The organism is Kribbella sp. C-35 (assembly GCF_046549195.1).
Classification (GTDB): Bacteria; Actinomycetota; Actinomycetes; order Propionibacteriales; family Kribbellaceae; genus Kribbella.
Genome location: NZ_JAJPWG010000005.1, coordinates 864,026 through 878,718 on the forward strand (window position 1 = coordinate 864,026; position 14,693 = coordinate 878,718).

12 protein-coding genes are annotated in these 14,693 nt (G+C 66.8%); 8 read left to right on the forward strand and 4 right to left on the reverse strand.

The genetic code is table 11. The features are described 5' to 3' along the window. Positions 1–11: 11 nt before the first annotated feature. The 8 genes from ACLJOO_RS34360 (at position 12) to ACLJOO_RS34395 (ending at position 9,296) form a co-directional block, all read left to right on the forward strand. A complete protein-coding gene (locus ACLJOO_RS34360; RefSeq protein WP_410791830.1) occupies positions 12–1,334 on the forward strand; it encodes a hypothetical protein in 1,323 nt (440 codons plus the stop codon). A 4-nt stretch (positions 1,335–1,338) separates the two neighbouring features. Beyond that, positions 1,339–2,256: a carbohydrate ABC transporter permease gene (locus tag ACLJOO_RS34365; protein WP_410791831.1), complete on the forward strand. Its 918-nt coding sequence runs from the start codon at positions 1,339–1,341 to the stop codon at positions 2,254–2,256. Continuing rightward, on the forward strand, positions 2,246–3,088 hold the full coding sequence (locus tag ACLJOO_RS34370; RefSeq protein WP_410791832.1) for a carbohydrate ABC transporter permease: 843 nt from the start codon (positions 2,246–2,248) through the stop codon (positions 3,086–3,088). The genes ACLJOO_RS34365 and ACLJOO_RS34370 overlap by 11 nt, the downstream gene beginning before the upstream one ends. Before the next feature lie 7 nt (positions 3,089–3,095). Continuing rightward, positions 3,096–4,259 carry an enolase C-terminal domain-like protein gene (locus ACLJOO_RS34375; protein WP_410791833.1) on the forward strand — a complete coding sequence of 388 codons (1,164 nt, stop codon included), beginning with the start codon at positions 3,096–3,098 and terminating at the stop codon, positions 4,257–4,259. A gap of 97 nt (positions 4,260–4,356) precedes the next feature. After that, a complete protein-coding gene (locus tag ACLJOO_RS34380; RefSeq protein ID WP_410791834.1) occupies positions 4,357–5,040 on the forward strand; it encodes a GntR family transcriptional regulator in 684 nt (227 codons plus the stop codon). 146 nt (positions 5,041–5,186) lie between these two features. Continuing rightward, a complete protein-coding gene (locus ACLJOO_RS34385) occupies positions 5,187–7,412 on the forward strand; it encodes an MMPL family transporter (RefSeq protein ID WP_410791835.1) in 2,226 nt (741 codons plus the stop codon). After that, entirely contained in the window at positions 7,396–8,589 is a 1,194-nt protein-coding gene (locus tag ACLJOO_RS34390) for a sensor histidine kinase (protein WP_410791836.1), read from the forward strand. Before ACLJOO_RS34385 ends, ACLJOO_RS34390 begins: the two co-directional genes overlap by 17 nt. Next, positions 8,586–9,296, forward strand: a complete 711-nt coding sequence (locus ACLJOO_RS34395) for a response regulator transcription factor (protein ID WP_410791837.1) — start codon at positions 8,586–8,588, stop codon at positions 9,294–9,296. Before ACLJOO_RS34390 ends, ACLJOO_RS34395 begins: the two co-directional genes overlap by 4 nt. On the opposite strand, the gene ACLJOO_RS34400 is transcribed toward ACLJOO_RS34395, so the two are convergent. The 4 genes from ACLJOO_RS34400 to ACLJOO_RS34415 are packed head-to-tail and all read right to left on the reverse strand — an operon-like array spanning position 9,247 to position 14,686. After that, the gene (locus ACLJOO_RS34400) at positions 9,247–11,217 is read right to left on the reverse strand and encodes an MGH1-like glycoside hydrolase domain-containing protein (protein ID WP_410791838.1); all 1,971 of its coding nucleotides are present in this window, start codon (positions 11,215–11,217) and stop codon (positions 9,247–9,249) included. The two genes, ACLJOO_RS34395 and ACLJOO_RS34400, sit on opposite strands and share 50 nt — an antisense overlap. Before the next feature lie 33 nt (positions 11,218–11,250). Beyond that, positions 11,251–12,792, reverse strand: coding sequence for an extracellular solute-binding protein (locus tag ACLJOO_RS34405; protein ID WP_410791839.1), 1,542 nt, complete (start codon positions 12,790–12,792; stop codon positions 11,251–11,253). Positions 12,793–12,812: 20 nt separating this feature from the next. Next, positions 12,813–13,730 (reverse strand): carbohydrate ABC transporter permease, encoded by a 918-nt coding sequence (locus ACLJOO_RS34410; protein WP_410791840.1) that lies wholly within the window; start codon positions 13,728–13,730, stop codon positions 12,813–12,815. Positions 13,731–13,735: 5 nt separating this feature from the next. Beyond that, a complete protein-coding gene (locus tag ACLJOO_RS34415; protein WP_410791841.1) occupies positions 13,736–14,686 on the reverse strand; it encodes an ABC transporter permease in 951 nt (316 codons plus the stop codon). Between the last annotated feature and the right edge of the window lie 7 nt (positions 14,687–14,693).

A 14,693-nucleotide genomic window follows, 5' to 3' on the forward strand; every position in this document is an offset into this window, starting at 1 on the left:
GAAGGACCGCTATGCCACTGACCGAGATCGCCGCCAGCCTGTACCCGTGGGACCTGGCCGACGAGGGCATCGAGCACATCCTCGACGTCCTGACCAGCCGCGCGGAGGTGAACTCGGCGTACCTGGTCGGCCTGATGCACAAGGAGAAGCGGCCGCTGCACGCCCGGCACTATCCGCACAACCCGGTCCGCCGGTACTACGTGCCGGAGGACAGCCGGGCGTACTGGGCGCCGGATCCCAGCAAGTACAAGCGGATCAAGCCGCTGACGACTGAACGCGACTTCCTGATCGGCCGCGACTGGCTCGACGAGCTGACCACCGCCTCCCGACGGCGCGGTCTGCGCACCGGATGCGAGATCTCGCACACGATCATCGACGCGCAATACGCACGGGAGAACCTCTCCGACGTCCTGCAACGCGACGTGTACGGCAACATCGTCGGGGCGTTCGAGGCAGTCGAGGCTCAACGGGCGCTCCCCTGCCTGAACCACCCCGACGTACAGGACTATCTGTACGGGTTGTTCGCCGACGTCGCCACGAACCACGACGTGGACTACGTACAGACGTGCCTGGTCCTGTTCGGTGCCGGCCGCGACGACGGTGGGACACACAGCTTCGGGCCGGACTCCTGGCAGCAACTGCTCGCGGTGGCGACCGGCGGCTGCTTCTGTGATGCCTGCAAGGCGAAGGCCACCGAGGAGGGGCTGGACTGGGATGCCGTGATTCGCGAGATCACGCACCTCGCCAACCTGTCTCGCCGGATCGGGCTCGAGGAACTGCACGAACGCCAACTGCTCGACGAGTCCAACTACACCGAGTCTGCGCTACTCGTCGAGAACGAGGCGTTCACCGCGTGGCTGCAGTTCCGCAAGCGCTCGGTCAACCGGCTGTTTGCGCTGGTCCGTGAGGCGCTCGCCAGCTCCGGACGCCAGGTCGAGTTCCGGTACAACACCTACATGGCGTCGCCCGAGCGCGCCGGGCTCGACTTCGCCTCGGCGTTCACCCACGTCGACTCGGTCCGCGAATCCGACTACTCCGATCAGCTCGGAACGGCCGAAGGCGTGGCGACCAAGCGCGCCAAGCTGATGAAGTGCCGCCGCGCGCTCCGCGAGGACCAGCAGTTGATCGCCGCCCTCGGCGTCCGGCCGAACGCCACGACCCAGACGCTCACCGACAGTGTCAAAGCTGCAGTAGACGCCGGCGCCGACGGCCTGTCCCTCGGCCACTACGACGGCGCGACGATGGAGCGGCTGGACGCGATCCGGCTGGGCATGCGTCGGTGGGAGGCTCAGCAGCGCGACTGGCAGGCACTGTCCGAGTCCCCGGTGGAATAGCGCGATGGCGTTGATCAACGAGGTACAGCAGGCGACCCGGGCGCGTGCCCGGGGGCGGCGATCACGGATCGCGTACCTGTTCCTGCTGCCGTGGATGGCGGGCGTGCTGCTGATCACGCTCGTCCCCATGGTCACCTCGCTGTATCTGTCCTTCACCGACTACCGCCTCGGCGTCTCGCCACGGTTCACCGGGCTGGAGAACTACCGGCGGATGTTCAGCGACCCGGACTTCCTCGCGGCTGCCGGGGTCACCGCGAAGTACGTGTTCATCTCCGTGCCGCTGCAACTCACCTTCGCCCTCGCAATCGCAGTACTGCTCAACCAAGGCGTTCGGGGGTTGGCGATCTATCGGTCGGTGTACTACCTGCCCTCGCTGCTCGGCGGCAGCGTGGCGGTGGCGGTGTTGTGGCGGCAACTGTTCTCCAGCACCGGACTGGTGCCGGAGCTGGCCGGCAAGCTCGGCATCCAGATGGGGTCCTGGATCTCCGAGCCCGCGCACGCGTTGGACACCCTGATCATCCTGCACGTGTGGACCTTCGGCTCCCCGATGATCATCTTCCTGGCTGGGTTGCGACAGATCCCCGAGGAGCTCGTCGAAGCGGCCAAGGTCGACGGCGCCGGGGCCTGGCGACGATTCACGTCAGTGATCCTGCCGCTGCTCAGCCCGGTCGTGTTCTTCAACCTGATCCTCCAGCTGATCGGCTCGTTCCAGGCGTTCACGCAGGCCTACATCATCTCGGCGGGGACCGGCGGCCCGTCGAACTCGACGCTGTTCTACACGCTGTACCTGTTCGTCACCGGCTTCAAGAACTTCGAGATGGGCTACGCGAGCGCGCTGGCATGGATCCTGTTCGTGGTGATCGGCATGCTGACCGCCATCAACTTCGTCGCGGCCCGTTACTGGGTTCACTATGAGGACTGACGTGCTGGAGTGGGTGCTGCGGCGCGGCTGGCGGCATCTGCTGCTGGTTGCCTTCGGCATCATCATGATCTATCCGCTGATCTGGATGCTGACCCGGTCGTTCATGAACAACAGCGACATCTTCGGCGACGGCTCCGGCGGCGGCGGGCTCACACTGGCCAACTACGTCGACGGCTGGAACTCGCTCGGCATCCCGTTCGGCCGGTTCATGCTGAACTCGATGTTCGTCGCGATCGCCTGCATCGTCGGCAACCTGGTCTCGTGCACGCTGGCCGCCTACGCGTTCGCGCGGCTGCGTTTCCGGTTCCGCGGGCCGATGTTCGCGATCATGCTGGCGACCATCATGCTGCCGTTCCACGTGACGGTCGTGCCGCAGTACGTGATCTTCTCGACTCTCGGCCTGACCGACACGTACGTGCCGCTGATCCTGCCGAAGTTCCTGGGCGTGGAGTCGTTCTTCATCTTCTTGATGGTGCAGTTCATGCGCACGCTGCCGACCACGTTGGACGACGCGGCGGCGATCGACGGCTGCGGGCCACTACGCACGTTCTGGAGCGTCATCCTGCCGCTGTGCACGCCGGCAATCGGCGTCACCGCCGTATTCACGTTCATCTGGACCTGGAACGACTTCTTCACGCCGCTGCTCTACCTGAACCGCCCCGATCTCTACACGGTGCCGCTGGGGCTGAGCACATTCTCCGATTCAGCCGGGCTCAGTAACTACGGCGCGCTGTTCGCGATGTCGATCGTCACGCTGATTCCGGTCTTCGCAGTGTTCCTCTTCGCCCAGAAGGCCCTGACCCAGGGCATCGCGACCACCGGCCTCAAATAGGAGGTTCATGTCCACCATTACCGAAGTCGAGCTGATCGAGTTCGACCACACGGTCGTACGTCGCTACGACCGTGTGGGCGACCCGCTCACCGCAGCGACACCACCGAGCCGGACCACCCGCCGCTTCGGGATCCGGATCCGCACCGACGACGGCGCGGAGGGCGGGTACGTCGTGATGTGGAGCGCCCCGCCGTACGCGATCGCACAGGTCAAGGCGATGGCAACCAGTCTCGTCGGCCGTGATCTGCACGACCGGGAGGCGATCTGGGACAGCTACAACGGCGGCTTCGCCAAGACCGACCGGATCGGCGCCGGTGCGATCGACATCGCCCTGTGGGACGCCGCCGGCAAGTTGGCCGGGCTCGGGATTTCCCACCTGCTCGGCCGGTACCGGGACCGGCTGCCCGCGTACGTGAGCACGGTCGGCGGCGGGCACGGGCTCGGCACACTCGCCACCGCGGACAGCTACCGCGACTTCGCCGACCAGTGCGCGAGTCGCGGCGTACCCGGCTTCAAGATCCACGGACGGTCGGCCGGAACCGCTCGCGACGAGATCGAGATCTTCGGTGCGACCGCCGAGGGGTCGGCCGGCCGCAGCGACATCATGACCGACCCCGGCAAGAGCCTGCCCACCCTCGCGGAGGCGCTCAAGCTCGGCCGGTTCTGCGACGAAGTCGGCGCCTACTGGTGGGAGGACCCGCTGCGCGGCGACGCACCGCTGGCGCACCGGATCCTCCGCGACCGGGTTCGTACGCCGCTGCTCATCACCGAGTTCGTCCGCAGCCTCGAACTGCGGACCGCGCTCGCACTCGATGGTGCGACCGACTTCCTCCGCGCGGATCCGGAACTCGACCTTGGCATCACCGGCGTGATGAAGACCGCACACGCAGCCGAGGCGCTCGGGCTGGATCTGGAAGTGCACGCCGCCGGTCCGGCGCAGCGTCATTGCATGGCGGCGATCCGGAACACGAACTACTACGAGCTCGGGCTCCTCGACCCCACCACCGGCAACCCGTCACTGCCGGAGGTTTTCGCCGACGACTACGCCGAGGACCTGTCCGCGGTCGGGGACGACGGCTGCGTCGGCGTACCGACCGGCCCGGGTCTCGGCGTCACGTACGACTGGGACCGGATCGCGGCGCTGAACGCGGATCGGGTGACGTTCCGATGACCAGTACACCTGTCAGGCAGTTCGGCTAGCGATCAATTAGGATGCGGACATCCCAGGCCGAGACCCGGCCGAGATGACATCCAAGGAGGCGGTAGGAGTGAGTGTCGAACTCGAGAGCACCTCACTGACCGACTCGCTGACTACCGCGCTGCGCAAGCAGATCATCGCCAGCGAGATCCCACCGGGAGAAAAGCTCTCGGAGATCTGGGTCGCCAACCGGTTCACGGTCGCCCGGCCTACCGCCAAGGCCGCGCTGGACCGGCTGACGAACGAAGGACTTCTTCGTCGAGGACCCCGGCGCACCGCGGTCGTCCCACAACTGTCCGCCGACGACGTGAGCGACCTCTACTACGCCCGGGAGCCGATCGAGTGTAAGGCGGTGATGACGCTCGCGCGCCGCGGCGAGGTGCCCGGCGACGCCGACCGCTCGCTGGCGCTGATGCGGATCGCAGCCGAGCGCGACCAGCACACCGAGCACACCGAAGCCGACGTCGCCTTGCACCGCGCGCTGGTCGCCGCCACCGGCAGCAAACGGCTGCGCCGGATGCACGAGACCGTCATGGGCGAGACGCAACTGTGCATCGCACAGGTGCGCTCACATGCCGGCCTCGACCTGATCGCCCTGACCGATCGGCACGCGGCGGTCCTCGACGCGATCCGGAGCGGCGACCCGGACGAGGCTGTCAAGGCTCTGCTCGCCGACCTCCACAGCTGCCGCGACACCCTCCTGTCCGACATCGAAGCCGCCCCGCACCAGGAGGCCGGCGAACTCCACGCCTGAGTGAGCCTCCAGTACTGCACCTGCAGGGGCCGCGGCTGCGAGGAGTACTGCGGATTGAGTAGTCAAGTGTCGTTGATCGAACGACGACGCGGGGCGGTCCCGGTTGGGAGCGTGAGGTCTCCAGATTCTTGAGATGGAGACTTCTTGTGGCGACGATCTTGGCAGGACTCGGCAGGTTCGCGTTCAGGCACCGGCTCTCGGTTGTCCTCGCGTGGCTGGCGATTCTGGGCGGTGCGATTTTCTCGGGACTGACAGCGCCGGCGGCGCCTCCCGATGACTTCTCGATGCCTGGCACCGAGTCGCAGCAGACGTTCGAGTTGATGCAGGAGCGATTCCCCGGCCTGACAGCTGAGGCCGGCGGCGCAACCATGGTCTTCGTGGCGCCCGAGGGCCGACGTGTCAGCGCCGAGCCGTTCAAGTCGACCATCGAGACAGCGGTCAAGCGGCTTGCCGGTGGTGAGCAGGTGGCGACGGTAGGCGACCCGTTCGAGTCCCACGCGGTCAGCACCGACGGTTCAGCGGCGTACGCGAGTGTGACGTACAAGGTGCCCGCCAACGAGGTGACGGCGGCCAGCCGAGCAGAGATCGACGCCGCCGCCGGCGGCGCGAGGGCAGCAGGGCTGACTGTCGATGCGGGCGGTGACGCGCTGGAGGCCGCTGGTCCGGCCGGCATCGCCGAGTTGATCGCCATCGGACTGGCCGCTGTGATTCTGCTGATCACGCTCGGGTCTCTGGTGGCTGCCGGTCTGCCGCTGCTGACCGCTCTGGTCGGGGTCGCGGTGAGCATGTTGTCGCTCCTGGCTGTCAGCGATGCGTTCGGCCTGTCGGCGACGTCCACCACCTTGGCCCTGATGCTGGGGCTTGCCGTCGGGATCGACTACGCCTTGTTCGTGGTTGCTCGGTATCGCGAGGAACGAGGCCGTGGTCTACCCGCGATCGACGCTGTCTCGCTGGCGGTCGGCACGGCGGGCTCTGCTGTCGCCTTTGCAGGACTGACGGTGGTGATCGCGCTCGCCGGGCTGACGGTGGTCGGAATGCCGATGCTGACGAAGATGGGGCTGGCCGCCGCCGCAGCGGTGGTTGTGGCGGTGCTGGTGGCGCTCACGCTGGTGCCGGCGGTTCTTGGATTCGTTCCTCAGAAGGTCCTGTCCCGCTCAGCTCGACGGAGCACGCTGGTGGGCGAGGAGGAGGCCGAGCTCGACAGGAAGGTCCCGGCGCTGAGCGGTGCACACCGGTGGGCCAAGTTCGTACTGCGACGCCCGGTTGCCGTACTGACTCTGGGCGTAGTGCTGCTCGGTGCGCTCGCGATTCCCGCGGCAGGACTGCGATTGGGGATGCCAGGCGACGAGGCGAGGCCGACCACGACCACCCAACGACGTGCGTACGACGAACTCGCCAAGGCGTTCGGGCCTGGCTTCAACGGTCCATTGATGATCGTGGTCGACGCCAAGGGAGCGACTGATCCCAAGAAGGCAGTCGCAGCGATCGCCGGCAAGGTCGCGAAGACCGACGGGATCGTCTCGATCTCGCCGCCGATGTTCAACGATGCGGCAGACACCGCACTCTTCGAGGCAGTGCCCTCCACCAGTCCGACCGACGCCGCGACCAAGGAACTGGTGAACAGGCTGCGCGGCAAGAGATCAGGGCTCACCGAGAGCACCGGTGCCACCTTCAAGGTCACCGGAACCACGGCGATCAACATCGACCTGTCGGCCAAGATCCAGGGCGCGTTGGTGCCGTACCTCGCGACCGTGGTCGGCCTCGCGTTCCTCCTCCTGTTGCTGGTGTTCCGTTCGATTCTGGTGCCGATCAAGGCAGCCCTCGGGTTCCTGCTCTCGGTGCTGGCAGCCCTCGGCGCCGTCGTCCTCGTGTTCCAGAAAGGCGTCGCCGCCGGCCTGCTGGGCGTCGAGCAGACCGGGCCGATCCAGAGCGCCGTACCGATCTTCATGATCGGGGTGGTGTTCGGCCTGGCCATGGACTACGAGGTGTTCCTGGTCTCGCGCAAGCGGGAGGCGTACGTGCACGGCACAGCGCCGAGTGCCGCGATCGAAACCGGAATGCGGCAGAGCGGGCGCGTCGTGGTCGCCGCGGCCCTGATCATGATGGGGGTCTTCGCCGGGTTCGTGACCGAGGCCGACCCGTTCATCAAGATGCTCGGCTTCAGCCTCGCCGCCGCAGTGTTCTTCGACGCGTTCGTGGTCCGCCTGGCGATCGTGCCGGCCGTTCTCGCGCTGCTGGGCCACCACGCCTGGTGGCTACCGAAGTGGCTCGACAAGATCCTGCCCGGCGTCGACGTCGAGGGCGCGAAGCTGAACCGGGGGACAATGGAGAAGGCCGACGAGAGGATGGGCGCCTATGGTCAACCTGGATGAGTACGCCGAGCGGCATCCGTGGCTGACGGACACCGGAGTCGTGCTCGCGGTGCTCGGCAGCGGCGTCCTCGGCGTGCACCTGGTCGGCCCAGGCGACAGCCATCCGCAAGACGTCTGGGTCGCCGACGCCGTGACAGCGCTCGCGTGTCTGAGCTTGTTCAAGGCCCGCGAGCACCCGCGGGTCACGGTCGCGGCGACCACGATCTGCGCGGTCGTAACGGGCAGCCTCGGCTACCTCCTGACACCGCTCCTGCTGGCGCCGGTGATGGTTGCCCTGTACTGGCTTGCGGTCACGACCACCTCGCGGACGGCCTGGATCTACGGCGGCACCACAACCGTGCTGGTTGTGGTGACCGCCGTCGGCGTCAACCTCGACGGAACCGTCGCGCTGCGCACCATCGGCCCCGCCCTGTGGCTGGTGCTCCCGCTCGTCATGGGCAGCAGATCCAGGCTCCGGCACGCCTACCTCGGCGCCGTCCGTGCCCGCGCCGAACACGCCGAGCGGACGCGCGAGGAAGAGGCTCGGCTACGGGTCACAGAGGAACGGATGCGCATCGCCCGCGACCTCCACGACGCCGTCGCCCATCACATGGCCGTGGCCAACGCGCAGGCGGGCACCGCTGCGCACCTCCTCGAGAGCAACCCGGAACTTACCAAGAAGATCCTCGCCGAGCTCCAGATCACCACGTCGTCGGTCATGCTCGAACTGCGCGACACCGTCGGCGTCCTTCGTCAGAGCAGCACCGACGAGGAGAGCCTTGAACCCGCGCCAGGGTTGGCACGGCTTCCAGATCTGCTCGAGACCTGCCGATCCGCGGGCCTCACCGTCGACTTCGAAGTAGTGGGCGAGCCACAAGAGTTGCCGGCCGGGATCGACCTGACCGCGTACCGCATCATCCAGGAAGCCCTCACCAACGCCACCAAGTACTCGGCGTCCGGGTCCGCGTCGCTGCACCTGGATTACAGCGGCGTCCGACTGACCGTCACGATCACCAACGAGACCTCCGCCGGCGATGACTCCGGGGTCGACCACCGCGGTTACGGGATCATCGGCATGCGCGAGCGCGCCCGGGCGGTCGGAGGAGATCTGCGAGTGAGCGAACACCAGGGCGACAGGTTCGAGGTCGTCTTCTCCCTGCCCACCGCACGTCAATCAGCACCCCAGGCGACACCATGACCATCCGCGTTCTCCTCGCCGACGACCAGGCGCTCCTCCGAGGCACCTTCCGGATGCTGATCGACTCCTGCGACGACCTCGAGGTCGTCGCAGAAGCCACCGACGGCGCGGACGCCATCAGGCTCACCCGCGAACACCGGCCCGATGTCGTCGTCATGGATGTGCGGATGCCCGGTACCGATGGACTGACCGCCACCGAGACGATCTGCGCCGACCCCGGCCTCGCGGATACCCGGGTGCTCATCCTCACGACCTTCGAGAACGACGAACACGTCGCCCGCGCCCTCCGCGCCGGCGCCAGCGGCTTCCTCGGCAAGTACGTGACAACCGACGCCCTGCTCGAGGCCATCCGCGTCGTCGCCTCCGGCGAAAGCCTGCTCTCACCAGGGGCGACCAAGGCCCTCATCACCCAGTTTCTCGCCACGCCACCTCCCGCGCAGAGTCCTCCGTTGCCTACGGCACCTGGGATCCGCGACCTCACCGGCCGCGAACTCGAGGTCATGAAACTGGCCGCCGACGGCAAGTCCAACGAAGAAATCGCCGGCGACCTCCACCTCAGCGTCCTCACCGTGCGCACCCACATCCAACGCGCCATGAACAAGCTCGGCGCGCGCGACCGCGCACAGCTCGTCGTCCTGGCCTACAAGAACGGCCTGGTCACCGGGCTCCCAGAATCTGCAGCGGGGCCACCTCGCCGGAATAGATGATGCGGCCGTCCACCGAGATCTCGCAGTGCTCGGACGACAGCGCGAGGTCGATCTCGTGCCCGTGGTAGACGAGGCCGCGCAGTTCCAGTGCGGTGGGCAGCCAGGTCGGCGGCTTGAGGTCGAGTGCTCCGTTCACCTGAGGCCGCAAACCGGCCAGGCCAAGCAGCACGGCCTCCGTGCCGGTCAAGCCGGCGATCACGTTCGTACGCCGGCCGCGCTGCTGAACAGCGGGACGATCGCAGAAGTGGTCCTGTGGAAAGTACGGGAAGTGCCGTCCCATCCACAGCACCCGCCGCAGGACGTCCCAGGCGAGACGCGACTCGCCCCGTTCCCACAACGTGAGCGCCAACTGCGGAGCCTCACCCGTGTAGGCGCCGCCGCCGGACCAGTCCAGGTCGCCCAGCTCGTAGTGCTTCCGGTCCTCGCCCGACACGCTGCTGACGCCGTAGTCGGCGAGGAAGGCGCCGTCGCGCAGATGCGCCAACAGTGACTTGGCCATGGACGGCGTACAGGCCCCAGCACGCAACACGTCGAAAGCCTGCACCGAGTAGGCGAGCTCGGTGTGCCCGTCCGGATAGCGGCTCTTGAACCACCCGGCCGTCTCGTCCCAGAGCTCCTGGCTGACGGCGTCACGGATCCGCCCAGCCTGTGCACGCAGGTCATCGGCACGAAGCGGTACGCCGTACTGGTCGGCGAGGTCGGCGAGTGAGTCCAGGCTCGACGCCCGCTCCGCGTTCGGGCTGGCGACGACGTGCTCCCAGCCGGTCGATCTCATCTCCAGCAGGTTCTCCTGCGCACCGTAGTCTCTCAGCTCACCCGCTGTCGGGAACCGATCGGCGAGCAGCGTCTCCGTCTCGTGCAGTCGCGCCACCAGCTCCGGCGTGATGCCGTCGTGGCAAGCAGCCGCTCGCGCAAGCATCACCAACGACCAGGCGCTGTAGGCGTACGCGACGCCCGTGCCGGCGCCATCGGGAGTTATCGCGTAGTGATCGGTCAGGTCCGCCTTGACCATCGCCTCGAGTACGTCGCCCACGCCGCGGCCGAGCATCAGCGAAAGCGTGTGGGGTGCGTATCCGCCCGTATCCCAGGCGTACGCGCACAGCGCACCGCCGTCGATTCCCGATGTCGCCGGGAACGGCACGGTGGCGAACGACGGGTTGTCCCAGAGGCAGACCAGGCCGCTGGCGAGCGACCGTCGGTAGTACTCGTCCAGCCCGGGCAACTCGGCCGTCAGCCGCGGGACACGAGCGAGCACCTGCGCGGTACGTCGCCCGACCGCGGCCCGCGACTCCGCCGCCAGGCGGGCCGGCGACTCAGCTGGCGTCGCACCGTCAAGGAGCGCCGCCAACTCGAACACGGCCTCGTCCGACGGTCCGAGCACCACTTCCAGTGGGCCGTGCACCAACCGCCCGGGCAGCACGGCGTCAGGCTCCGGAGGCATCCACCCCCACTCCCCCAACGGCACTGTCCCGACCGGCCCCGCCGACAGCTCAGGACGTAGCCGCAGCGGCAAGGTCCGCTCCGAACGGTTGCGCACGGCAACGAGCAGCGCGTATCCAGGCCGGCCGTGCAACGGTGTCAGCTCCGAACGCACCTGCAGGGACACCAGCCTGCCGTCGTGCCGACGATGATAGGTGCCCCGCCGTTCGACGCCGTCCAGCCGCCAGGTGCCGCCGGACGGCAACAGACCGGTGCCGTGCATCCCCGAGGCTCCGGTGTCGGTGATCCGCGTGCCGTCTGCTTCCAGTACGACGGACAACCTGGCCTGCGGCGCGGCGTACGGCGGGGAGAAGCAGCCTCCCACGCCGCACACCGTTCCCGGTACGAGCGCGACCGTCGACCATCCACTGGTCGTCCAGAGCGTCTCGGCGATCCGTCGCCGCAGATCGAAGTCGAAGTCGTACGCGTCGTACCCTGCCACCGCGGTGCATCTCCTGTCGTTGAGTCCGCTGATCTAGCGGACGGGGCCGACTTCCTTCAGCCGGCTTTGCGCGTTCTGCGTCCAGGTGTCGAGTCCGGTCTTCTTGACGCTGGCGACGTAGTCGGCCCAGCCGGACAACGGCTGCGTGCCACTGGCGAACTTGAACGCACCCTCGTTGATAACTCTGGTCAGGTCCGCACCGCTCTCGACCGGCGGCGGTGGCAGTGCCGCGAAGCTGGTGATGTCCTTCTTCGGGTACTTCGACATCTTGTCGAGCCACTCGTTGGCGGACCAGCTGGAACCATCGCCCTGCGTCGTCGAGGCGCCGCCGTACCGGCTCTTGAGTTCGTCCGTGGTGCCCTTGATGCCCACGGCAACAAGCTGCAGGTTGCTGGCGTAATCGGTATTGGCGTTGTTCAGGCGAATCTTCCCGCTGGCGTCCTTGACGTACCCCTTGGTCGCGCCTTCCTCACCGAACACGGTCGGGATGTAGCCGGGGCCGGCCATCCAGTCGAGTACCTTGGCGATCTTCTCCCCCTTGCCGGCGTCGATGGCCTTCTGGGAGATGCCGAGCATCATGCCCGCCGCCGAATAGGTGCCCGAGCCGCTGGCACCGCTCGGCCCGGTCGGCGGATCGATGATCTCGACCGCTCCCTTGGGGTTGCCCTTGTGGAACAGCGAGTAGTTCCCGGCGCAGAGTGCGGCACACCAGTCGTTCTGCATGAGGCCGACCTTGCCGGACTGGTACTTGACGGCGGTGTCTTCCGGCTTCTGCGCCTTCCAGTCCGGGTCGATGACACCCGCCTTGTTCATCTTGTCGATGAACGCCAAGGCGTCGCGGTACTTGTCGGACGTCCCGACGAAATCGACCGAATCACCGCTCTGCTGCCACACACCGAGCGCGTCGAAGGCACCGAAGATCGGGTCGAAGCCGAAGAGACTGCCGTCCGCCTTGATCGCCCCGGTCCAGCCGTACGTGTCCTTCTTGCCGTTACCGTCCGGGTCGCGCTCGGTGAAGGCCTTCATGACCTCGAGGTACTGATCGAGCGTCTTGGGCTCGCTGAGATGGAGTTTCTGCAGCCAGTCCTTACGGATGACCACGACCGGCTTGTACGGATACCCGGTGCGGCCCGTGAGTCCCGTCAGCTTGCCGTCGAAGGTCCCGACCGGCTTGAACCGATCGACCTCGTGCTCCTTGACCCAGGTCGGCATCTTGTCGAGCAACGGCGTCCAGTCACCAGCCAGACCCTGGGAACTCAACTGACTCTGCGTCGTCGCATCGGAGTAGAACAGATCCGGGAGGTCGTTCGCCGCCGCTCGCGCCTGCAGCTTCGGCGTGTACTGACTTCCTTCGGTCACGAAGTTCAGCTTCACGTCGACGCCGGTCGCGTCCTTGACGAGCTTCTTCCAGAAATAGTCGTCACCAGGTGGCCCGGCAACGGGAGTCGCCACCGAAGCGAAGAGCTCGATGGTCGACGAGTCGGCGTCACCGGAACTGCCGCCACCGCCGCTGCAGGCCGTGACCAGCAGGACGGTCGCCACGGCGCCGGCGGCAACGGGCTTGAATGAGCGCATGGTGTTTGGTCTCCTTTGAACTAATCCTTGACCGATCCGAGCAGGACGCCGGCGGTGAAGTAGCGCTGGAGGAACGGGTAGACCAGCAGAACGGGGATGGTCGTGATGACGACGGCCGCCATCTGCAACGACTGCTGCGGCGGGGTGTCCGCCGCGGTCACGTCGGCGTACGCAGAGAGGTTGCCCGAGGTCAGAATCGAGCGAAGGACCACTTGCAGCGGTTGCTTGTCCGCGTCGGACATGTAGAGCACCGCGTCGAAGAAGCTGTTCCATTCGGCGACGGCGTAGAACAGGCCGATCGTCGCGATGATCGGCTTGGACAACGGCAGCACGATCCGCCACAGGATCTGCCACTCGGATGCTCCGTCGATGCGGGCGGCCTCTTCGATCTCGTCCGGCAGCGACTGGAAGAACGCCTTCATCACCAGGAGATTGAAGGCACTCACCAGGTTGGGCAGCATCAACGACCAGTAGCTGTCCAGGAGGTGGAGGTCCCGCACGATCAGGTACGTCGGGATGAGGCCACCGTTGAACAACATGGTGAACAGGACGACCAGCAGGATCGGCCGCCGTAACTTGAACCGCTTCCGCGCCAGCGGGTACGCCATCAGGGTCGTGGCCACCAGGCTGAGCGCCGTACCGACCACCGTCACGTAGACGCTCACCCCCATCGCGCGGAACAGCCGGCCGTTCTCGAGCAGCTGCTGGTACGCGGCGAAGGTGATGTTGGTGGGGAACAGCGATCCGTTGGTCCGGGCCCACAGGTCGGTCGGCGTGACCGAGATGACGAGGACGTACCAGAGCGGCGCCAACGTCACCAGGGTGACGAGAGCCAGCACCGTCCACACACCGATGTCCCAGAACCTGCCGTCCCGCACTCTCTTGACGCGGACGGGCTTCACGATCGAGTCGATTCGTTCCTGCCATTGGGTAGCCATCGTCCTCACCACAGTCCCGACTTCGCCCAGCGCTTGGCGGCCCAGTTCGCGGCCAGCAGCAAGACGCACCCCACGAGTCCCTTGAAGAGCCCGACCGCGGCTGCGACCGAGTACTGGAAGCCCTGGATGCCCTGCCGGTAGACCCAGGTGTCGATGATGTCGCCGACCGAATAGACCGCGGGGTTGTAGAACACGAAGATCTGCTCGAATCCGGCGCTCAGCAGCTGGCCGATGTTCAGCGTCGTCACCAGGACGATGACCGGCAGGATCCCCGGCAGCGAAATGTGCCAGACGCGGCGGAAGCGCGATGCCTGATCGACCGCGGCGGCCTCGTACAGCGTCGGCGAGATCGCCGCGAGTGCCGCGAGATAGACGATGGCGTTCCAGCCGATGTTCTTCCACACGTCCGAACCGACGAGCACGCTGCGGAACCACGTCGGGTCGGAGAGGAACTCGATCGGGCTGACACCGAACGCCTCGAGTCCCTTGTTCGCCAGGCCGCTGGACGGCGACAGGACGACCAGCGCGATACCGAACACCACGATCCACGAGAGGAAGTGCGGAAGGTACGTGATGGTCTGCACGGCGCGCTTGAACCACCGGACGCGGACCTCGTGCAGCAGCAGCGCGAGTGCGACCGCGGCCGGCGTACCGACGATGATCTTGTAGACGCTGATCAGGACCGTGTTCGTGAGGATGTTGCCGAAGTACGGGCTGCTGAAGATCTGCGCGAAGTTGTGCCAGCCGACCCAGGGGCTTCCGGTGATCCCGTCCAGGACGCGGTAGCTCTTGAACGCGATGAGCGCGCCGTACATCGGGGCATAGCGGAAGACGCAGAAGTACAGCAGCCCCGGAACGACCATCAGGTACAGCAGGTAGTCCGAGCGCAGGTGCTGGAGCAGACGCTTCCACGCCGTAGGCCGTGCGGCCGGCAACGTGGCGGTCGGTGCAGCCAAGCGAGCC